We start from the raw sequence: 18,556 nt of genomic DNA on the forward strand, positions 1-18,556 counted from the left end.
AATGTTTACCGGTAATCCGGTTGAACACCACGAGAGCGGAACGATCGGTCGGAATAGGACCGGTCGTTCACAGCGTCCTCGCTGTGTGCCACCCCAAGGGGTGGACTTTTTCAAAGGAACCTCGACCATCCGAAGATGGACGGGGTATCAACTAATCTGGCGTTGATTTTTGGCACGCTGTTGAGTTCTCAAGGAACGGACGCTTCCTTCGTACTCACCCTCTCGGGCTTTCCTCCGGGCTTTTCCCTTCGGTCTTTCGTGTTTCCAACCTTACCAGATCCTTTTCCGTTCCGTTTCCGGTTCGGATTTTGTTTCCGGCGGCCTGTTGGGGGCCTTTGCCTTTCGGCGTGGTCGCTACTTTAGCCGAATTCCCCGGCGACTCATAATCGAGCCATTCAGAACAGATTTCGGCATGCCGAAAACCGCACCCGTTGGGGTTCGTCGTAGGTAGTGGATGGCCGCTCCCGGGGTGCTTGTACAAGCACGTCCCGTTTCAAGCGGCTCGCCTACGTTAGGCGTCCGCAGCACCCGAGTCAAGTCGAGTCAAGAGGACCTCTTACGTGGCGCGTGAGCGCGGTACGGGCTCACCGTCGGGTCGTCGTCGATCCAGAAGCGCCACGGGTGCGGGGCCCCTTCCCCTCCCACTCCCGTACGCGGGCCGTTCCGTACCTGGTCGGAGGCGGGCGGTGTGCCGGTGAGGAGGGAGAGCGGGGCGCCGGGGCCGGCGCAGACGTCGGTGCCGTTCAGGGAGAGAGCGACGTCGAGGGCGGTGGCCAGACGCGCCGGGCCTTTGGCCAGTTCCCTGTCGTACCGGGCCGAGAGTCGACGTCTGCGGGCCTGCTCCTCGCCCCGGAGTACCCGGCCGGCCCTCAGCAGTACTCCGCTCGCGTGGTCCTCGGGGCCGCACACCAGGTTGAGGCAGTGCCACATGCCGTAGGTGAAGTAGACGTACGCGTGTCCGGGCGGGCCGAACATGACCGCGTTGCGGGCGGTGCGGCCGCGGAAGGCGTGGGAACCGGGGTCGATCGCGCCGGCGTACGCCTCCACCTCCGTGAGGCGGAGCTCGATGGTGCCCTCGTCCGATGTCCGTACGAGAGTGCGGCCGAGCAGATCGGGGGCAACCTCCAGTACGGGGCGGTCGAAGAAGTCCCGCGGGAGCGGCGTACGGTCGGGGCTCTCGCTCATGGCGTCCGAGCGTACTGGCGTTGCCCCGGGAGGCACGGGGGAACCGGTTACGGTCGTCGCGCGTATGTAGAGGTCAAGACCAAGCAGGTCCAAGAGGGAGTGTTCATGGGATTCAAGAAGCTGCTCGCGAGCCTGGGCGCCGGTGGCGCGTCGGTGGAGACGGTGCTCACCGAGGAGAACGTCGTCCCCGGTGGCGTCGTCCAGGGCGAGGTGCGGATCCAGGGCGGGTCGGTCGACCAGCAGATCGAGGGTCTCTCGGTCGGGCTCCAGGCGCGTGTCGAGGTCGAGGGCGCGGACCAGGAGACGAAGCAGGACATCGAGTTCGTGAAGGTCCGGCTCGGGGGCGCGTTCACGGTGCAGGCGGGTGCGGTGCACGTGGTGCCGTTCGGTCTGGAGATCCCCTGGGAGACGCCGGTCACCGCGATCGCGGGGCAGCAGCTGCGCGGCATGAACATCGGTGTGACCACCGAGCTGGAGATCGCCCGTGCGGTGGACTCCGGTGACCTGGACCCGATCAACGTCCACCCGCTGCCGGCGCAGCAGGCGATCCTGGACGCCTTCATCCAGCTGGGCTTCCGCTTCAAGAGCGCGGACATGGAGCGGGGGCACATCCGCGGGACCCGGCAGAAGCTGCCGTTCTACCAGGAGATCGAGTTCTTCCCGCCGCAGCAGTACCGCGGCCTCAACCAGGTCGAGGTCAGCTTCGTGGCGGACGACCGCGAGATGGACGTCGTCCTGGAGATGGACAAGAAGCCGGGGCTCTTCAGCGAGAGCAGCGACTCCTTCCGTGCCTTCAAGGTGGGGCTGGCCGACTTCCACTCGACCGACTGGGCCGCCTACCTGAACCAGTGGCTCGCCGACGTCGGCGGGAAGCGCAACTGGCTCTAGGCTCACCCCCGTACAGCAGGTCAGCGATACGGAGGTACGGACGTGGCCGAGGGGAAGAGGGCGCCGCTCCCTCACGATTTCCATCCGCCGGTGCCGGCGTTCACCGTGGTGAGCGACGACATCACGCCGGGCGGTGTGCTGAAGGACGCGCAGGTGTACGCGGAGGGGAACACCTCTCCGCAGCTGCGCTGGGAGGGGTTCCCGGCGGAGACGAAGAGCTTCGCCGTCACCTGCTTCGATCCGGACGCGCCGACCGGGAGCGGATTCTGGCACTGGGTGCTGTTCGACGTTCCGGCGTCGGTCACCGAGCTGCCGGCGGGCGCGGGTTCGGGCTCGTTCGAGGGGCTGCCGGCCGGTGCCGTACAGGTCCGCAACGACTACGGCTCGAAGGACTTCGGCGGCGCCGCTCCCCCGGCCGGTGAGAACCACCGCTACGTCTTCACCGTGTACGCGGTGGACACGGAGCGGCTCGGGCCGGACTCCGACGTCTCGCCCGCGGTCGTCGGGTTCAATCTCAGGTTCCACACGCTGGGACGGGCGCAGTTGGTCGCCGAGTACACGGGCCCCGCGCAGAGCTGAGCGTTCGTTTGTTGTTTGCCCGCTTCTGGTCTTGGAGAGATCAGAAGCGGGCATCTTTCGTTGCGCGGATATTCCGTTGTCCAACCCGGCGCGCCCGGCCAGAGTTGATCCGAGCCCGGAGCCCCGCGGCGGGGCTGGGCCGGCACACGGGAGGTGGGCACAATGCGGGACACGCTGGTACTGAACGCGAGCTTCGAGCCGCTGTCGACGGTCACACTCAACCGTGCGGTGGTGCTTGTCCTTCAGGACAAGGCCGTCGTGGAGCAGGAGCATCCCGAGCTGCGTATGCGTGCCGCCGCCGTCGACATTCCGGTGCCCCGGGTGATCAGGCTGTGCCGCTTCGTCCGGGTGCCGTTCCGAAGACAGGCGCCGTGGTCGAGGCGGGGCGTGCTGGTCAGGGACCAGCACCGGTGTGCGTACTGCGGGCGGCGGGCGACGACCGTGGACCATGTGGTGCCGCGGGCGCAGGGTGGTGGGGACAGCTGGCTGAACACGGTGGCGTCCTGCGCGGAGGACAATCACCGCAAAGCGGACCGGACTCCGGAGCAGGCGGGGATGCCGCTGCTGCACGAGCCGTTCGTGCCGACGCCCGCGGACGCGATGCTGCTGGCGATGCGGGCCGGTGAGCGGTCGGAGCTGCCGCAGTGGCTGGCCGGTACGGCGGCGTGATCCCGATCCGTACGTGTGCGGGCCCGCTTCCCTCTCCGGGGAGCGGGCCCGCTCGCGTTCAGCGGAGCAGCAGCTGCACGATGGCGACCGTGCCGACGGCGACGATGACGCACCGCAGGACCGTGGGCGGGAGGCGGCGGCCGACTTTGGCGCCGATCTGGCCGCCGATCGCGGAGCCGACGGCGATGAGGAGGACGGCGGTCCAGTCGAAGTCGGCGACGAAGAGGAAGAAGAGCGCGGCGATGCTGTTGACGATGGCCGCGAGGACGTTCTTGACGGCGTTGAGGCGCTGGAGGGTGTCCGCGATGAGCATGCCCATGAGGGAGAGGTAGATGATTCCCTGGGCCGCGGTGAAGTAGCCGCCGTAGACGCTGGCGAGGAGCAGTCCGGTGAGCAGGAGCGGGCCGCCGTCGGGGTCTGCCTGGCTGCCGTGGCGTTCGCGGCGGGCCTGGACGGCCTTGGAGATCCGGGGCTGGAGGATGACCAGGACCAGTGCGAGGGCGACGAGGACGGGGACGATGGTCTCGAACGCCCGGGCGGGGAGGGTCAGCAGGAGGACGGCTCCGCCGAGTCCGCCGAGCGCGGCGACGCTGCCGAGGCGCAGGACTCTGCGGCGCTGGCCCTTGAGTTCCTCGCGGTAGCCGATGGCTCCGCTGATGGACCCCGGGATGAGGCCGAGGGCGTTGGAGACCGTGGCCGTGACCGGCGGGAGACCGGTCAGGAGGAGGACGGGGAACGTGATGAGCGTTCCCGATCCGACGATGGTGTTGATGGTGCCGGCTCCGACGCCGGCCGCGAAGACCGCCAGTACTTCCCAGATGGACAACGCCATCTCCTTACAGGATCAGTGGCTCGCCTCCCCGCCCTGACTCCGTCGGGGTCGAGGGGCTCGCACCGATCATGCACGACTACGTGTACGTGTCAGTCGAGTGGGGGTGCTTCGCGGCGCTCGGAGTCGTTGCCCGTACGGCTTCCGGGCACCGCGCCCGTGTTGAAGCCGGGTGCTCCGCCGCCGAGGTTGCCGAAGGCGCCGGAGAGGCCCTTGAGGGCGTCGCCGATCTCACTGGGCACGATCCAGAGCTTGTTGGCGTCGCCCTCGGCGATCTTCGGGAGCATCTGGAGGTACTGGTACGAGAGGAGCTTCTGGTCCGGGTCGCCGGCGTGGATGGCCTCGAAGACCGTACGGACGGCCTGGGCCTCGCCCTCGGCGCGCAGGGCGGCGGCCTTGGCCTCACCTTCGGCGCGGAGGATGGCGGACTGCTTCTCGCCCTCCGCGGTGAGGATCTGGGACTGGCGGATGCCCTCGGCGGTGAGGATGGCGGCGCGCTTGTCGCGGTCGGCGCGCATCTGCTTCTCCATCGAGTCCTGGATGGAGGTCGGCGGCTCGATCGCCTTGAGCTCGACGCGGTTGACGCGGATGCCCCACTTGCCGGTGGCCTCGTCGAGGACTCCGCGCAGGGCGGCGTTGATCTCCTCGCGGGAGGTGAGGGTCCGCTCCAGGTCCATGCCACCGATGATGTTGCGCAGGGTGGTGACGGTGAGCTGTTCGATGGCCTGGATGTAGCTGGCGACCTCGTAGGTCGCGGCCCGGGCGTCGGTCACCTGGTAGTAGATGACGGTGTCGATGTTGACGACCAGGTTGTCCTGGGTGATCACGGGCTGGGGCGGGAACGGGACGACCTGCTCGCGGAGGTCGATCCGGTTGCGGATCGAGTCGATGAACGGGACGACGATGTTCAGGCCCGCGTTGAGCGTGCGGGTGTAGCGGCCGAACCGCTCGACGATCGCGGCGCTCGCCTGCGGGATGACCTGGATCGTCTTGATCAGGGCGATGAAGACAAGCACCACCAGAATGATCAGGACGATGATGACTGCTGACATCGTGTTCCCTGTGCCCTTCGCTGCCGGTTCTCTGCCGGATGTGCCGGGTTGATTCCGATGATCGAGTTTCCCAGAACGCGCGCCGTCGTGGGGGGCGTTCGGTCAAGCGGTCCGGTCACATGACCACGGCGGTGGCCCCGTCGATCTCGACCACGTCGACCTGGTCGCCGGGTTCGAAACTCAGTCCGGAGTCGAGCGCGCGGGCGGACCAGACCTCGCCGGCGAGCTTGATGCGTCCGCCGGCGCCGTCGACCCGCTCCAGGACGACCGCTTGACGGCCTTTCAGCGCGTCGATGCCCGTGGCGTGCTGGGGCGGTCCGTTGCGGTGCCGGGCCGCGATGGGGCGGACCACGGCGAGCAGCGCGACGGAGACGACGACGAAGACGACCACCTGCGCGACGATGCCGAAGCCGAGAGCCGCGGTGACGGCTCCGGCGATCGCGCCGACGGAGAACATGCCGAATTCGGGCATCGCGGTGAGGACGAGCGGAATGCCCAGTCCCACGGCGCCGATCAGCCACCAGACCCATGCGTCGATGTCCACATGGTCATGGTAGGGCGGCGGGGTGGAGTCGGACAGGGCGCAGAGCTGTGCGGTCTCGGCTCCCGGGTTCCGACTCCCTTGCGTGTGCTGCTACTTCAGCGGGAGGCCCTGGGCGGTGTAGCGGTCGCCGACGTGCTCGACGACGAGCGGGAGGCCGAAGCAGAGGGAGAGGTTGCGGGAGGTGAGCTCGGTCTCCATCGGGCCGGCGGCGAGGACCTTGCCCTGACGGATCATCAGGACGTGGGTGAAGCCGGGGGCGATCTCCTCGACATGGTGAGTGACCATGATCATGGAGGGGGCGTACGGGTCGCGGGCGAGGCGGCCGAGGCGGCGGACGAGGTCCTCGCGGCCGCCGAGGTCGAGACCGGCGGCGGGCTCGTCGAGCAGGAGGAGCTCGGGGTCGGTCATCATCGCGCGGGCGATGAGGGTGCGCTTGCGCTCGCCCTCGGAGAGGGTGCCGAACCTGCGGTCGAGGTACTCGGTCATGCCGAGCCGGTCCAGGAAGGCGCGGGCACGCTGCTCGTCGACGGCGTCGTAGTCCTCGTGCCAGGTGGCGGTCATGCCGTACGCGGCGGTGAGGACGGTCTGGAGGACGGTCTGCTTCTTGGGGAGCTTCTCCGCCATGGCGATGCCGGCCATGCCGATGCGCGGGCGGAGGTCGAAGACGTCGACCTTGCCGAGCTGCTCGTCGAGGATCTTGGCCGAGCCGGTGGTGGGGTAGAGGTAGCTGGAGGCGATGTTGAGGAGGGTGGTCTTGCCGGCGCCGTTGGGACCGAGGATGACCCAGCGCTCGCCCTCCTTGACCGACCAGGAGACATCGTCCACCAGAGCCCGTCCGTCGCGGACCACGGATACGTCCACCAGCTCCAGTACATCGCTCATGAGCGCGTTGTCTCCCCTTGCGGTCGAGTCGTGTCGTCGCCATGCGTCTGTGGGCGCGGCGTCCAGGGAAAACCTACGCCACTGCCGGAGCGGGCCGGTCCTTAGGTCCGGTACTTCCCTTCTCGGGTGCGGGGAGTCCCTACGCTGTGGGCATGCTTTCGGAACCACGCTCAGGACGACTGGCCGCCTGGGGCAATGCCCTGCTGGCCGGATCGGTGTCGCCGGACGACGCGGCGCTGGCCATTGTCGGGGAGGACGCGGTGCACCGCGTCGAGGGGCTGCCGGGCGAGGCGGGGCAGGTCGGTCTGACCCTGGCGCTCGGGCGGCTGAGGCGGCTCGGGGTGACCGGGTGGCGGGTGGCGCTCCCCACGCCGGGGCACCCGCTGGGGCTGAGCGGGCCGCCGGACTTCAACGCGCGGGCGATCGAGGCGGAGGAGGCGGTGGTCGGCTTCGGCGCTCCGTACGGGCTTGTGCCGGAGGTCACGGAGGCGGGTCCCGTGGGGGACGTGCATGTGGAGGTGGTCTGGCGCTGCCTGTCCGTGCGGGAGGCCCCGCCCGCGGACGTGCCGTCGCTCGGTGAGGCGGAGCGGGAGCTGGCGGAGGCCCTGCGCGAGGCGACGTCGGTGCTGACGCGACTGGACGTCGCGGCCTCGGGCCCGATGGCGGACGCGGCGCGCGAGGCGTACCGGGCCCGGGCGGAGGCGGGCCGCGAGGTGCTGGCTCCGGGCTATCCGGCGCGGGCGGTACGGGTGCTGGAGCTGGCCCAGCGGGTGGGCCTCATGATCGAGCTGGCGTACGACCACGGCCACGGCGGCGCGGTGAGCGCCTCGGAGATGGCGGCGCGGGGGGCGGCGTTGCGGCCGGTGGAACGGGTCGCACGACGCGCCCAGGTTGCCGCCTACAACGCCTACGTCGAAGAACGCGAACGCGAAGGCTGACCCCGGTCCCGGCCAGGACGGCCACCCACGGCCGGCGGACGGAGTCCGACGCAGCGAGGCGAAGCCCGCGAGGCGCCCCGGCGCCGAGCGGCGCGAGCAACGCGTCGGGAAGGGGGGCCGGCGGCGCGGGGGGCGGCGTTGCGGCCGGTGGAGCGGGTCGCACGACGCGCCCAGGTGGCCGCCTACAACGCCTACGTCGAGGAACGCGAACGCTGACCGCGGTCCCGGCCCGGGCGGCCACCCACGGCCGGCGGACGGAGTCCGCAAGGCGCTCCGGCGCCGAGCGGCGCGCGCCACGCATCGGGAAGGGGACATGGCGAAGCCCGGCTCCCGGGGGATGGCGGGGGCCGGGCCGGGCGGGGGGCGTCAGTGGTTGACGGCGCCGTTGCCGAAGGCCGGGTTGAGCAGGCCGATCACGTTGACCGTGTTGCCCGAGACGTTCACGGGGACGTGGACCGGGACCTGCACCAGGTTGCCGGAGGCGACGCCCGGCGAGTTGAGGGCCTTGCCCTGCGCGTCCGCGCCGTGGGCGGAGGCGACACCCGCACCCGCGGCGACGATGCCACCGGCGACCATGGTGAGGGCAGCGGCCTTCTTCAGGTTCTTCACTTCAGGATCCTCCTGGTATTCGCTGCGGCCGGCCGCCGCAGCACGCCATGGAGAACGCCCCCGCCCCCGCCGGGTTGCGCCGAACGGGGGACATACACCCGACGGTATGAAGATGAGAACGGAGGTGCCCCTTCCGCCCCACCCGTCTCACGGGGTCAGGCCGTGCCGCACCGCCCACAGCGCCGCCTGCGTCCGGTCCGCCAGATCGAGCTTCATCAGGATGTTCGACACGTGCGTCTTGACCGTCTTCTCCGACAGGACGAGCGCCCGCGCGATCTCCCGGTTCGACCGGCCGTCGGCGATCAGGCCGAGCACCTCCTGCTCGCGCTCCGTCAGCGTCGACCCGCGGCCGGTCCCGCCGTGGCCCTCCTCCTGGGAGAGCAGCGCCCCCGCCACCTCCGGCTGCAGCAGCACATGGCCGGCGTGCACGGACCGGATCGCACCCGCCAGCGCGTCCGGGTCCACGTCCTTGTAGACGTAACCGGAGGCGCCGGCGCGCAGTGCGGGGACGACCGTGCGCTGCTCGGTGAAGCTGGTGACGATCAGCACCTTCGCCGGGTTCGCCAGCTCGCGCAGCTTCCGCAGCGCCTCGATGCCGTCCATGCCGGGCATCTTGACGTCCATCAGGACCACGTCGGGCCGCAGCTCCTCCGCCCGTGCGACGCCCTCGGCGCCGTCCGAGGCCTCCCCCACGACCTCTATGTCGTCCTGGACCTCGAGGAAGGTCCGCAGGCCGCGCCGCACCACCTGGTGGTCGTCGACCAGCAGAACGCGAATGACCTTCTCAGCCACCGGGAACCTCCATCTCGATCGTGGTGCCCCGTCCCGGCTCCGACGTCACGGTGAGCGTGCCGCCGACCCCGCCCGCCCGGTCGCGCATGGAGACCAGGCCGAGGTGCCGGCCGGCCCGGCGGACCGTACGGGGATCGAACCCCTTGCCGTCGTCGGCGACCGTGAGCAGCGCGCCCTGCCCGTGCCGGAACAGGGAGACGGCGACCCGCTCCGGCTCCGCGTGCCGCAGCGCGTTGTGCAGGGCCTCCTGGGCGACCCGGAGCATGGCCTCCTCCTGGGCGGCGGGCAGCGCGCGCACGCCCGCGCTGTCGAAGGTGACCCGGGCGGTGTGGGCCCGGTCGAGCACCTGGATCTGCGTACGGAGGGTGTGGACGAGACCGTCCTCGTCGAGCGCGGCGGGGCGCAGCTCGACGACGGCGGCGCGCAGCTCGTCCGCGGCCTCGGCGGCGAGCGCGGCGACCTGCTGGAGCTCGCCCTTGGCCCGGGCCGGGTCGCGGTCGACGAGGGCGGCCGCGGCCTGGGCGGTGAGCCGGAGCGAGAAGAGCTTCTGGCTGACGGCGTCGTGCAGCTCGTGGGCGAGGCGCGAGCGCTCCTCGGCGATGGTGAGCTCGCGGCTGCGTTCGTAGAGCCGGGCGTTGGTCAGGGCGATCGCGGCGTGCTGGGCGAGGATCGAGAGCAGCTCCTCGTCCTCCTCCGTGAAGCCGCAGCCTCCGCCCGGCCTGGGGCAGCGCTTGTTGGCGAGGAAGAGCGCTCCGATGGTCTCCTCGCCGTCCTGGATGGGCAGGCCGAGGAAGTCGGACATGTCGGGATGGGCGGACGGCCAGCCCTCGAAGCGGGGGTCCTCGCGGACGTCGGCGAGGCGCTCGGGCTCGGCCTTGTGGAGCATCGACGCGAGGATGCCGTGCTGGCGGGGCAGCGGGCCGATCGCCCGCCACTGCTCGTCGCTGACGCCGTCCACGACGAACTGGGCGAAGCCACCGTGGTCGTCCGGGACGCCCAGCGCCGCGTACTCGGCGTCGAGCAGCTCACGGGCGGAGGCCACGATCGTCTTGAGGACGTCGCGCACCTCCAGGTGGCGGCTCATCGCCAGGAGCGCGGTGCTCACGGCGGCGAGGCCGGAGCTCGGTCGGTGACTCATGCACTCACCGTACCGGTGGGCTGTGACGGTGCGTATCCGTCCGGGGACGGCGGTCGCCTAGGACCCGGGGACTAGGCCGAAGTGCCTTGCGCGGTCGGGGCTCGGGGACGAGGCGGCGGGCGGGGCGGCGGCCGGAGGCTGGATCCATCGCTACGAGAGGGGATGGACGCCATGGCTGTCGCGGTGATCACGGGGGCGTCGAAGGGGCTGGGGCGTGCGCTGGCCGGCGCGCTCGCGGGTCGGGGCTGGGATCTGGTGCTCGACGCGCGGACGCCGGAGGTGCTGGAGGAGAGCGCGAGGGCGGCACGCGCGCGTGGGGCGCGGGTCGTGGCGCTCGCCGGGGACGTGACGGACGCGGCCCACCGCCGGGACCTGGTGGCCGCCGCGAGGGAGCTCGGGGGGCTGGATCTGCTGGTGCACAACGCGAGCGCGCTGGGGGCCGAGCCGCTGGTGCGGCTCGAGGAGCTGTCGCCGGACGGTCTGCGGGCGGCGCTGGAGACGAACGTGGTGGCCGCGCTGGGTCTCGTGCAGGAGGCGCTGCCGCCGCTCAGGGAGAGCGGGGCGGGGGCGGTGGTCGCGGTGACGTCGGACGCCGCGGTGGAGGCGTACGGGACGTGGGGCGGTTACGGGGCTTCGAAGGCGGCCCTCGACCGGCTGATGGCCGTGCTGGCCGTCGAGGAGCCGGGCCTCGGGGTGTGGGCCGTGGATCCGGGTGACATGGCCACGGATCTGTACGCGGCGGCCGTCCCGGACGACGACGAACCGCGGCCGGCGCCGGAGTCGGTGGTGCCGGGGTTCCTCGCGCTGCTCGACCACAGGCCGCCGAGCGGGCGGTACACGGCCGCGGGGCTCGTCGGGCCGGAGGGGGTCCGATGAGCGTGCTCGAGGCCCTCCGCGTGCCCGCGGAGCTGTCGGCGCGGGTACCGGCCGAGCAGCGGGCGCCGGGGCGGGGGCGGGACGACGTACGGCTGATGGTCTCGTGCGGCACGGAGGTGTCGCACCACGCCTTCCGCGAGCTGCCGGGCCTGCTGAGGGCCGGGGACGTACTGGTCGTGAACACGAGCGCGACGCTGGCGGCGGCCGTCACCGGCCGGCTGTGCGCCGACGGCGGCGGCGAGCGGGTCGTCGTCCACTTCTCGACGCGCGGGGAGGACGGCCGCTGGGCCGTCGAGGTGCGGGAGCCGGACGGGCGGGGCAGCACCCGGCCGCGGCCGGGCGGGCCGGCGGGGACGGTGGTCCGGCTGCCGGGAGGGGCCCGGCTCGTCCTGACGGAGCCGCTCGCCCCCGGGGCGGCCAGGTTGTGGTGGGCGAGGGTGGACACGCCCGTGCCCGCCCTGCTGGCGCGGTACGGGCGCCCGATCCGGTACGGGTACACGGAGCGGGACCAGCCGCTCTCCGCGTACCAGACGGTCTTCTCGCTCCCCTCTCCCGACGGCGCCGGGTCGGCGGAGATGCCGAGCGCGGGACGGCCCTTCACGGCCCGGCAGGTGGCGGAGCTGGTGAGCCGGGGGGTCCGGTTCGCTCCGCTCACCCTTCATACGGGCGTGGCGTCGGCGGAGGCGCACGAGCCTCCCTATCCGGAGCGCTTCGAGGTGCCGGGGGCGACGGCGCGGCTGGTGAACGCGGCGAGGGCGGGCGGGGGCCGGGTCGTCGCCGTGGGGACGACGGCCGTGCGGGCGCTGGAGTCCGCCGCGGCCGAGGGGGGTGAGGTGCGGGCGGCGTCCGGGTGGACGGACCTCGTGGTGACCCCGGCGCGCGGGGTGCGCGTGGTGGACGGGCTGCTGACCGGGCTGCACGAGCCCCGGGCCTCTCATCTGCTGATGCTGGAGGCGATCGCCGGGGAGGCCGCGCTGCACCGGGCCTATACCGAGGCCGTACAAGAGCTCTACCTCTGGCACGAGTTCGGCGACGTCCACCTCCTCCTCCCGGAGGAGCACCTCACGGAGTGCATTGCGTGAGCAACGCCTGGTGAGGCTGTTACCTGCCCTATGTGAGCCCGCGCATAGGACGCAGGTCACTTACGAAGACCCCTAGTGGTTCCGTATTGGGCAATTAGGGACCGTATGAGCGGGACCTATGGGGGTTTTGGTGGGCTATGCCCAGCCCCCTGATCCACTACCTGGGGTCGTACGTCACACCTTTGCCACAGGATTTTGCTGCCGCTAAGAATTGCGTTCGTCGCCGCCGAGCAGGCGCAGCGCCGCCCCGGCCTGAGCGACCCCCCAGCGATTCGAAGAGGTAGTCCCGCATGTCTAACACTCCCGGCCACTATCGCCTGAAGAAGACGCACAAGGCTTCCCTTGCCGGCGTCGCCGCCCTCGGCGCCGTCGCCCTCGGCTTCACCCTGGTTCCCGGCAACGCCGCCGCCGAGACCGAGCCCCAGGCGCTCAGCAACACCCAGCAGGTCGCCCTGGCCTACGACGCGAACAGCCCCCAGGCCAAGGCCCTGCACACGAGCCTCACCGAGCAGCAGAACGCGATCACGCTGAAGGCCAAGGCCGAGGCGGACGCGAAGGCCGCCGCCGCTGCGAAGGCGAAGGCCGCGAAGGCCGCCGCCGACGCGAAGGCCAAGGCCGCCGCGAAGGCCGCCGCCGAGGCCAAGGCCAAGGCCGAGGCGAAGAAGCGCGCCGAGGCGAAGGCCGCGGCGAGCCGTGCCGCCGCCCGCAAGCCCGTCTTCGCGAACAACCTCGACGGCTGGATCCGCGAGGCGCTGTTCATCATGGACAAGCACAACATTCCGGGCACGTACAACGGCCTGCACAAGAACATCATGCGTGAGTCCAGCGGTAACCCGCGGGCCATCAACAACTGGGACATCAACGCCATCAACGGCGTCCCGTCGAAGGGCCTGCTGCAGGTCATCTACCCGACCTTCAAGGCCTACCACATCCCGGGCACCAAGTTCGACCAGTACGACCCGGTCGCCAACCTCGTCGCCGCCGCCAACTACGCGGCCGACCGTTACGGCTCGATCGACAACGTCAACAGCGCGTACTGATCCTGTCGGCGCCTCCGGGCCCGCCAGAGCCACGCGAAGGGCGGCACCCCCGTGCAGGGGTGCCGCCCTTCGGCGTCTCGTCGGGCCCGTGGTTACTTGCGCATGACCTCGGGCTCGTGGCGGCGCAGCAGGCGCGCCACGACGAAGGCGCAGACGACACCGATGAGCACCAGGACCGTGAGGTTGAAGCCCCACTGGCCGACCGTGCTGTCCCACAGCGGGTCCAGGTTGGTCGGGTCCTTGGGGTCCCACGGCGGCATCAGGTGGCCGAGGTCGAGCGTCGAACCCGCGGCGGCGATGGCCCAGCGCGAGGGCATGAGCCAGGCGAACTGCTCCAGGCCGGGCGATCCGTACACCTGGAAGAGGATGCCGGTGAAGACGACCTGGACGATCGCGAACATGACGAGCAGCGGCATCGTCTTCTCGGCGGTCTTCACCAGCGAGGAGATGACCAGGCCGAACATCATCGAGGTGAAGCCGAGCGCGATGATCGTGACGCAGAGCTCGACGGCCGGCGGCAGGACCAGGCCCTCCTCCGGCAGCTCGCGGGTGGCGAAGCCGATGCCGCAGATGATCACGCCCTGGAGGGCGGTGATCAGGCCGAGCACGATGACCTTGGACATCAGGTACGCCGAGCGGGAGAGGCCGGTCGCCCGCTCCCGTTCGTAGATGACCCGTTCCTTGATCAGCTCACGTACGGAGTTGGCGGCGCCGCTGAAGCACATGCCGACCGCGAGGATCAGCATGATCGTGCCCGCGTCACCGTTGAAGCGGGACGGCGGCGTGGGCTTGCCGAGGCCGAAGTCGGCGGGGATGACGACCGAGACCGCGCCGAGGACGGCCGGCAGGATCACCATCAGGCCCATGAAGCCCTTGTCGGACGCGATCACCGAGGCGTAGCGGCGGATCAGGGTCCACAGCTGGGAGCCCCAGCCCTGCGGCTTGGGCGGCCTGGCCATCGCCTGCTGCGGCATCTGGACGGGCTGGGCGGCGACGGCGTCGATGTCCGCGGCGTACATCTGGTAGTGCTGCGAGCCCTTCCAGCGGCCCGCCCAGTCGTAGTCGCGGTAGTTCTCGAAGGCGGAGAAGACGTCGGCCCAGGTGCTGTAGCCGAAGAAGTTCAGCGCCTCCTCCGGCGGACCGAAGTAGGCCACGGAGCCGCCGGGCGCCATCACGAGCAGCTTGTCGCAGAGACCGAGCTCGGCCACCGAGTGGGTGACGACGAGGACCGTACGTCCGTCGTCGGCGAGGCCGCGCAGCAGCTGCATGACGTCGCGGTCCATGCCCGGGTCGAGGCCGGAGGTCGGCTCGTCGAGGAAGATCAGCGACGGCTTGGTGAGGAGCTCCAGGGCGACGGAGACGCGCTTGCGCTGGCCACCGGAGAGGGAGGTGACCTTCTTCTCCTTGTGGATGTCGAGCTTGAGCTCGCGCAGCACCTCGTCGATGCGGGCCTCGCGCTCGGCCGGGGCGGTGTCGCCGGGGAAGCGGAGCTTGGCCGCGTACCGGAGCGCCTTCTGGACGGTCAGCTCCTTGTGCAGGATGTCGTCCTGCGGAACGAGACCGATGCGCTGGCGCAGCTCGGCGAACTGCTTGTAGAGGCTCCGGTTGTCGTAGAGGACGTCGCCCTCGTTGGCCGGGCGGTAGCCGGTGAGCGCCTTGAGGAGCGTGGACTTGCCGGAACCCGACGGGCCGATGACGCCGATGAGCGACTTCTCGGGGACGCCGAAGCTGACGTCCTTGAGGATCTGCTTGCCGCCGTCGACCGTGACCGTGAGGTGGCGGGCCGAGAAGGAGACCTCGCCGGTGTCGACGAACTCCTCGAGCTGGCCGCCGACCATCCGGAAGGTCGAGTGACCGACACCGACGATGTCGTTGGGGCCGATGAGGACGGAGCCGCCCTTGGCGATCGGCTGACCGTTGACGTACGTGCCGTTGTGAGAGCCGAGGTCGCGGATCTCGAAGCGGCCGTCGGGCGTCGCGTGGAACTCGGCGTGGTGGCGCGAGACCTGGAGGTCGGAGACGACCAGTTCGTTCTCGAGCGCACGACCGATGCGCATGACGTGGCCGAGGGCCAGCTGGTGGAACGTGGTGGGGCTGCGGTCGCCGTAGACCGGCGGCGCCCCCGCGGCGCCGCCTCCCTGGCCGGGCACCTTCTGCGCCAACTGCTCGGCGGGGCCGCCCTGCTGGTGCGGGAGGTGCTGCTGTGCGTGCTGGCCCTGCGGAGCCTGCTGCGGCCAGGCCTGCTGCGGGGCCTGGTTCTGGGCCTGCGGCGGCGGGGCCTGATGGGTCGCCCAGTCGGCCTGTGCGGCGGCCTGCTGGGCGTTCGGGGCGGCGTGCGCCGCCGGCTGCTGCGCGGCCTGGGCTCCTGCGGCGAGATTGAGCCGCGGGCCGTCGGTCGCGTTGCCGAGGTGCACCGCGGATCCGGGGGCGATCTCCATCTGGTGGATCCGCTGCCCCTGGACGAAGGTGCCGTTGGTCGAGCCGTGGTCCTCGATGACCCAACTCCGGCCGCCCCAGCTGATGGTGGCGTGTCGCCACGAGACCCTGGCGTCGTCGATCACCAGGTCACCCTGTGGATCGCGTCCCAGGGTGTACGACCTGGACGGATCGAGCGTCCAGGTCCTTCCGTTCAATTCCAGTACGAGTTCTGGCACTCCATGCCCCACTATTTGTCCCCCGATGTACCCCCGTCGCGGGAGTCTTAGGGATGGCGAACATCGGGGGGAACTATTTCAGGCCGGGCACGTACTCCGAAAGTCGGGCCGTGTGAAGACCCCGCAGAGAGGCGTTCGGCACGTGGCGAGCGAGCCGTCGGGGGGTCACCGGGACGGCGGTGTGATCGCCGGCGGGACGCGGGCCGGCGTGGGACCGCGCCGTACGAACCGTGCGAGCCGGCGGGAGGACCGGTGGGGCGTGCCGGTGAGAGGACCGGTGGTGCAGCCGTGGTGAGAGCTACGGTGGCTGGTGTGCGGCCAGCCGGGTGTCCGGTACGCGGGACGGGGTGACTGGTGGCACGCAGTGCCCGATACGGTGGAAGCACCATGAGCGCATCGCAGACCTCAGACGTTCCCACCCTTCTCGTCAAGATCTTCGGGAAGGACCGTCCCGGGATCACCGCCGGGCTCTTCGACACCCTCGCCGCCTACTCCGTCGACGTCGTGGACATCGAGCAGGTCGTCTCCCGCGGCCGCCTCGTCCTGTGCGCGCTCGTCACCGAGCCGACCGTCGCCTCCCAGGGCGAGCTGCGGGCGACCGTCCACAGCTGGGCGGAGTCGCTGAAGCTCCAGGCGGAGATCATCTCCGGCACCGGTGACAACCGTCCGCGCGGCAGCGGCCGCTCGCACGTCACCGTGCTCGGACACCCGCTGACCGCCGAGCAGACCGCCGCCATAACGGCGAAGATCGCCGGGACCGGCGGCAACATCGACCGTATCTTCCGGCTGGCGAAGTATCCGGTGACGGCCGTCGAGTTCGCCGTGTCGGGCTGCGAGACCGAGCCGCTGCGGACGGCGCTGGCCACCGAGGCGCACGGCATCGGCGTGGACGTGGCCGTGGTCTCGGCCGGTCTGCACCGCCGCGCCCAGCGGCTGGTCGTCATGGACGTCGACTCCACGCTCATCCAGGACGAGGTGATCGAGCTCTTCGCGGCGCACGCGGGCTGTGAGGACAAGGTCGCCGAGGTCACCGCGGCCGCGATGCGCGGCGAGCTGGACTTCGAGCAGTCCCTCCACGCGCGCGTGGAGCTGCTGGCCGGGCTCGACGCCTCCGTGGTGGAGAAGGTCCGCACCGAGGTGCGGATGACCCCCGGCGCCCGCACCCTCATCCGTACGCTCAAGCGGCTCGGGTACCAGGTGGGTGTGGTCTCGGGCGGATTCACCCAGGTCACGGACGATCTCAAGGAACGCCTCGGGCTCGACTTCGCCTCGGCCAACACGCTGGAGGTCGTGGACGGGAAGCTGACGGGCCGCGTCACCGGCGAGATCGTGGACCGGGCGGGCAAGGCGCGGCTGCTGCGCCGGTTCGCGGCGGAGGCGGGGGTGCCGCTGTCCCAGACCGTGGCGATCGGTGACGGCGCCAACGACCTCGACATGCTGAACGCGGCGGGGCTGGGCGTGGCCTTCAACGCCAAGCCGGTGGTGCGCAAGGCCGCGCACACCGCCGTGAACGTCCCGTTCCTCGACACCGTCCTGTATCTCCTCGGGATCACCCGCGAGGAGGTCGAGGCGGCGGACGGCGACGAGGACGTGCTGCACTGAGCCGCCCCGTACGGATGGGGAAGGCCCGGTCACCGAGAGGTGACCGGGCCTTCTGCCGTACGCGCCGGGCCGTACGCGGCGGAACGCGTGACGGGACACGCGAGGCGACGCGCGGCGGGTGTGCGGATCAGCTGTGCGGCGCCCAGTAGTCGAGCAGCGTGCCGACTCCGTGCTCCACGGACTTCCAGGAGCCGTCGAAGCCGACGACGGCGAAGGCGGCGGTCGGGAAGCCTCCGCGGTTCATCCGGACCGCGCTGTCGCCCTCCGCCGCGCCCGCGAGAGCGTCGGAGAGCGCGTGCATCCCGGGGTTGTGGCCGATGACGAGGACGTTCCTCACCTCGTCGGAGACCTCGTTGAGCAGGGCGATCAGTTCACCGAGCGAGGCCTCGTAGAGCCGCTCCTCGTAGACGGTCCTGGGCCGGTGCGGCAGCTCCTGCACGGCCAGTTTCCAGGTCTCTCGGGTCCTGGCGGCGGTCGAACAGAGGGCCAGATCGAAGGTGATCCCGGTGTCGGCGAGCTTGCGGCCTGCCACGGGGGCGTCCGTGCGGCCGCGCTCGGCGAGCGGTCGCTCGTGGTCGGACACCTGAGGCCAGTCGGCCTTGGCATGCCGGAGCAGCACAATCCTGCGGGGTGTATCGACGCTCATGGGCTCCAGCTTCCCATGAAACGGGCCGCCGGGCGCAGGGTGTTGGGTCGCCCGGCGGGCGACGAGGTCAGCGGGGCAGCGTCTGCTGGATCTGCTCCAGGAGACGGCCTACCGCGGGGTCGCCGTCGGCCGCGTGCGCCCCGCCCGGTCCGGCGATGAGCAGGAACAGGGCGACGAACGCGGCGACGGGCAAGGCGAGCGCCCACCAGGGCAGCCGGGTGTCGACGCCGCCTGCGGACGGGGACGGGGTCCGGGTGTGCGTGCGGGCCGGCATGGCCGCCTCCGTGGGGTCGGGACGACGTCCGCAGCGGTGACTGCGGCGATGTCTCCACGCTACGGAGCACGGACCTGCGAGCCCATCAGGTGATCCACCCACTTCACCCTGACACTCACCCCCTAGGGGATGGGGGGTTACCCCCACCCGGCGGGGGTCAGGGGGAGGCGACGGTGGCGATGACGGCGATCACGACCGAGATGGCGAGCATCGCGCCGAGCACGAGCAGCAGCTTCTTCTGGCCGTTCTGGGGATTCGGGTCGAGCACTGGCATGCG

The 18,556-nt window shown here is 70.8% G+C and carries 19 protein-coding genes and 1 pseudogene; 8 read left to right on the forward strand and 12 right to left on the reverse strand.

Translation table 11 applies throughout. The features are described 5' to 3' along the window. Nucleotides 1-543: 543 nt before the first annotated feature. Nucleotides 544-1,185 carry a DNA-3-methyladenine glycosylase gene (locus ACFVGW_RS06085; protein ID WP_352192492.1) on the reverse strand — a complete coding sequence of 214 codons (642 nt, stop codon included), beginning with the start codon at nt 1,183-1,185 and terminating at the stop codon, nt 544-546. A gap of 105 nt (nt 1,186-1,290) precedes the next feature. Here ACFVGW_RS06085 and ACFVGW_RS06090 point away from each other — a divergent pair, with 105 nt between their 5' ends. From ACFVGW_RS06090 to ACFVGW_RS06100, 3 genes are all read left to right on the forward strand, one after another. Beyond that, on the forward strand, nt 1,291-2,073 hold the full coding sequence (locus ACFVGW_RS06090; protein ID WP_383228731.1) for a sporulation protein: 783 nt from the start codon (nt 1,291-1,293) through the stop codon (nt 2,071-2,073). 42 nt (nt 2,074-2,115) lie between these two features. Beyond that, nucleotides 2,116-2,652 (forward strand): YbhB/YbcL family Raf kinase inhibitor-like protein, encoded by a 537-nt coding sequence (locus ACFVGW_RS06095; RefSeq protein WP_383295851.1) that lies wholly within the window; start codon nt 2,116-2,118, stop codon nt 2,650-2,652. 162 nt (nt 2,653-2,814) lie between these two features. Then, complete coding sequence (locus ACFVGW_RS06100; RefSeq protein ID WP_352192489.1) at nt 2,815-3,321, forward strand: HNH endonuclease; 507 nt, start codon at nt 2,815-2,817, stop codon at nt 3,319-3,321. Nucleotides 3,322-3,379: 58 nt separating this feature from the next. Here the strand turns inward: ACFVGW_RS06100 and ACFVGW_RS06105 are convergent, their stop codons facing one another. The 4 genes from ACFVGW_RS06105 to ACFVGW_RS06120 form a co-directional block, all read right to left on the reverse strand. After that, nucleotides 3,380-4,153: a sulfite exporter TauE/SafE family protein gene (locus ACFVGW_RS06105; protein WP_383295848.1), complete on the reverse strand. Its 774-nt coding sequence runs from the start codon at nt 4,151-4,153 to the stop codon at nt 3,380-3,382. Between the two features lie 89 nt (nt 4,154-4,242). Next, the gene (locus ACFVGW_RS06110; protein ID WP_383228728.1) at nt 4,243-5,202 is read right to left on the reverse strand and encodes an SPFH domain-containing protein; all 960 of its coding nucleotides are present in this window, start codon (nt 5,200-5,202) and stop codon (nt 4,243-4,245) included. 115 nt (nt 5,203-5,317) lie between these two features. Then, complete coding sequence (locus tag ACFVGW_RS06115; protein ID WP_352192486.1) at nt 5,318-5,746, reverse strand: NfeD family protein; 429 nt, start codon at nt 5,744-5,746, stop codon at nt 5,318-5,320. Between the two features lie 90 nt (nt 5,747-5,836). Then, on the reverse strand, nt 5,837-6,628 hold the full coding sequence (locus ACFVGW_RS06120; RefSeq protein WP_383228727.1) for an ABC transporter ATP-binding protein: 792 nt from the start codon (nt 6,626-6,628) through the stop codon (nt 5,837-5,839). A gap of 152 nt (nt 6,629-6,780) precedes the next feature. Here ACFVGW_RS06120 and ACFVGW_RS06125 point away from each other — a divergent pair, with 152 nt between their 5' ends. Next, nucleotides 6,781-7,566, forward strand: coding sequence for a hypothetical protein (locus ACFVGW_RS06125; RefSeq protein ID WP_385851021.1), 786 nt, complete (start codon nt 6,781-6,783; stop codon nt 7,564-7,566). Nucleotides 7,567-7,932: 366 nt separating this feature from the next. On the opposite strand, the gene ACFVGW_RS06130 is transcribed toward ACFVGW_RS06125, so the two are convergent. The 3 genes from ACFVGW_RS06130 to ACFVGW_RS06140 form a co-directional block, all read right to left on the reverse strand. After that, entirely contained in the window at nt 7,933-8,175 is a 243-nt protein-coding gene (locus ACFVGW_RS06130) for a chaplin (protein ID WP_352192483.1), read from the reverse strand. A gap of 147 nt (nt 8,176-8,322) precedes the next feature. Continuing rightward, nucleotides 8,323-8,967 carry a response regulator transcription factor gene (locus ACFVGW_RS06135; RefSeq protein ID WP_352192482.1) on the reverse strand — a complete coding sequence of 215 codons (645 nt, stop codon included), beginning with the start codon at nt 8,965-8,967 and terminating at the stop codon, nt 8,323-8,325. Beyond that, on the reverse strand, nt 8,960-10,105 hold the full coding sequence (locus tag ACFVGW_RS06140; RefSeq protein ID WP_385851022.1) for a GAF domain-containing protein: 1,146 nt from the start codon (nt 10,103-10,105) through the stop codon (nt 8,960-8,962). The genes ACFVGW_RS06135 and ACFVGW_RS06140 overlap by 8 nt, the downstream gene beginning before the upstream one ends. 171 nt (nt 10,106-10,276) lie before the next feature. Here ACFVGW_RS06140 and ACFVGW_RS06145 point away from each other — a divergent pair, with 171 nt between their 5' ends. The 3 genes and pseudogenes from ACFVGW_RS06145 (at nt 10,277) to ACFVGW_RS06155 (ending at nt 13,103) form a co-directional block, all read left to right on the forward strand. After that, nucleotides 10,277-10,981: an SDR family NAD(P)-dependent oxidoreductase gene (locus tag ACFVGW_RS06145; protein ID WP_385851023.1), complete on the forward strand. Its 705-nt coding sequence runs from the start codon at nt 10,277-10,279 to the stop codon at nt 10,979-10,981. Beyond that, nucleotides 10,978-12,077, forward strand: a pseudogene (locus ACFVGW_RS06150) (S-adenosylmethionine:tRNA ribosyltransferase-isomerase). The gene ACFVGW_RS06145 and the pseudogene ACFVGW_RS06150 overlap by 4 nt, the downstream one beginning before the upstream one ends. 276 nt (nt 12,078-12,353) lie before the next feature. After that, a complete protein-coding gene (locus tag ACFVGW_RS06155) occupies nt 12,354-13,103 on the forward strand; it encodes a transglycosylase SLT domain-containing protein (RefSeq protein ID WP_352192478.1) in 750 nt (249 codons plus the stop codon). Between the two features lie 92 nt (nt 13,104-13,195). Here ACFVGW_RS06155 and ACFVGW_RS06160 read toward each other — a convergent pair whose 3' ends face one another. After that, complete coding sequence (locus ACFVGW_RS06160; protein ID WP_385851024.1) at nt 13,196-15,769, reverse strand: FHA domain-containing protein; 2,574 nt, start codon at nt 15,767-15,769, stop codon at nt 13,196-13,198. A gap of 375 nt (nt 15,770-16,144) precedes the next feature. Between ACFVGW_RS06160 and serB the strand changes: the two genes are divergently transcribed. Next, nucleotides 16,145-17,359, forward strand: coding sequence for a phosphoserine phosphatase SerB (serB, locus tag ACFVGW_RS06165; protein WP_352192476.1), 1,215 nt, complete (start codon nt 16,145-16,147; stop codon nt 17,357-17,359). 127 nt (nt 17,360-17,486) lie between these two features. Here serB and ACFVGW_RS06170 read toward each other — a convergent pair whose 3' ends face one another. The 3 genes from ACFVGW_RS06170 to ACFVGW_RS06180 all read right to left on the reverse strand — a co-directional run bounded on the left by ACFVGW_RS06170 (nt 17,487) and on the right by ACFVGW_RS06180 (nt 18,553). Further along, a complete protein-coding gene (locus tag ACFVGW_RS06170; protein ID WP_352192475.1) occupies nt 17,487-18,005 on the reverse strand; it encodes a histidine phosphatase family protein in 519 nt (172 codons plus the stop codon). Between the two features lie 67 nt (nt 18,006-18,072). Beyond that, nucleotides 18,073-18,279: a hypothetical protein gene (locus ACFVGW_RS06175; RefSeq protein ID WP_383228722.1), complete on the reverse strand. Its 207-nt coding sequence runs from the start codon at nt 18,277-18,279 to the stop codon at nt 18,073-18,075. Nucleotides 18,280-18,436: 157 nt separating this feature from the next. Then, the gene (locus tag ACFVGW_RS06180) at nt 18,437-18,553 is read right to left on the reverse strand and encodes an SGM_5486 family transporter-associated protein (protein ID WP_352192473.1); all 117 of its coding nucleotides are present in this window, start codon (nt 18,551-18,553) and stop codon (nt 18,437-18,439) included. Between the last annotated feature and the right edge of the window lie 3 nt (nt 18,554-18,556).

The sequence above is a fragment of the Streptomyces sp. NPDC127129 genome (assembly GCF_042671585.1).
Classification (GTDB): domain Bacteria; phylum Actinomycetota; class Actinomycetes; order Streptomycetales; family Streptomycetaceae; genus Streptomyces.

Excerpts from the sequence above, each read along its gene's own strand:
- ACFVGW_RS06085 (WP_352192492.1), bottom strand. The coding sequence starts at position 1,185 with ATGAGCGAGAGCCCCGACCGTACGCCGCTCCCGCGGGACTTCTTCGAC.
- ACFVGW_RS06090 (WP_383228731.1), top strand. The coding sequence starts at position 1,291 with ATGGGATTCAAGAAGCTGCTCGCGAGCCTGGGCGCCGGTGGCGCGTCG.
- ACFVGW_RS06100 (WP_352192489.1), top strand. The coding sequence starts at position 2,815 with ATGCGGGACACGCTGGTACTGAACGCGAGCTTCGAGCCGCTGTCGACG.
- ACFVGW_RS06105 (WP_383295848.1), bottom strand. The coding sequence starts at position 4,153 with ATGGCGTTGTCCATCTGGGAAGTACTGGCGGTCTTCGCGGCCGGCGTC.
- ACFVGW_RS06110 (WP_383228728.1), bottom strand. The coding sequence starts at position 5,202 with ATGTCAGCAGTCATCATCGTCCTGATCATTCTGGTGGTGCTTGTCTTC.
- ACFVGW_RS06120 (WP_383228727.1), bottom strand. The coding sequence starts at position 6,628 with ATGAGCGATGTACTGGAGCTGGTGGACGTATCCGTGGTCCGCGACGGA.
- ACFVGW_RS06125 (WP_385851021.1), top strand. The coding sequence starts at position 6,781 with ATGCTTTCGGAACCACGCTCAGGACGACTGGCCGCCTGGGGCAATGCC.
- ACFVGW_RS06140 (WP_385851022.1), bottom strand. The coding sequence starts at position 10,105 with ATGAGTCACCGACCGAGCTCCGGCCTCGCCGCCGTGAGCACCGCGCTC.
- ACFVGW_RS06145 (WP_385851023.1), top strand. The coding sequence starts at position 10,277 with ATGGCTGTCGCGGTGATCACGGGGGCGTCGAAGGGGCTGGGGCGTGCG.
- ACFVGW_RS06155 (WP_352192478.1), top strand. The coding sequence starts at position 12,354 with ATGTCTAACACTCCCGGCCACTATCGCCTGAAGAAGACGCACAAGGCT.
- serB (WP_352192476.1), top strand. The coding sequence starts at position 16,145 with ATGAGCGCATCGCAGACCTCAGACGTTCCCACCCTTCTCGTCAAGATC.
- ACFVGW_RS06170 (WP_352192475.1), bottom strand. The coding sequence starts at position 18,005 with ATGAGCGTCGATACACCCCGCAGGATTGTGCTGCTCCGGCATGCCAAG.
- ACFVGW_RS06175 (WP_383228722.1), bottom strand. The coding sequence starts at position 18,279 with ATGCCGGCCCGCACGCACACCCGGACCCCGTCCCCGTCCGCAGGCGGC.
- ACFVGW_RS06180 (WP_352192473.1), bottom strand. The coding sequence starts at position 18,553 with ATGCCAGTGCTCGACCCGAATCCCCAGAACGGCCAGAAGAAGCTGCTG.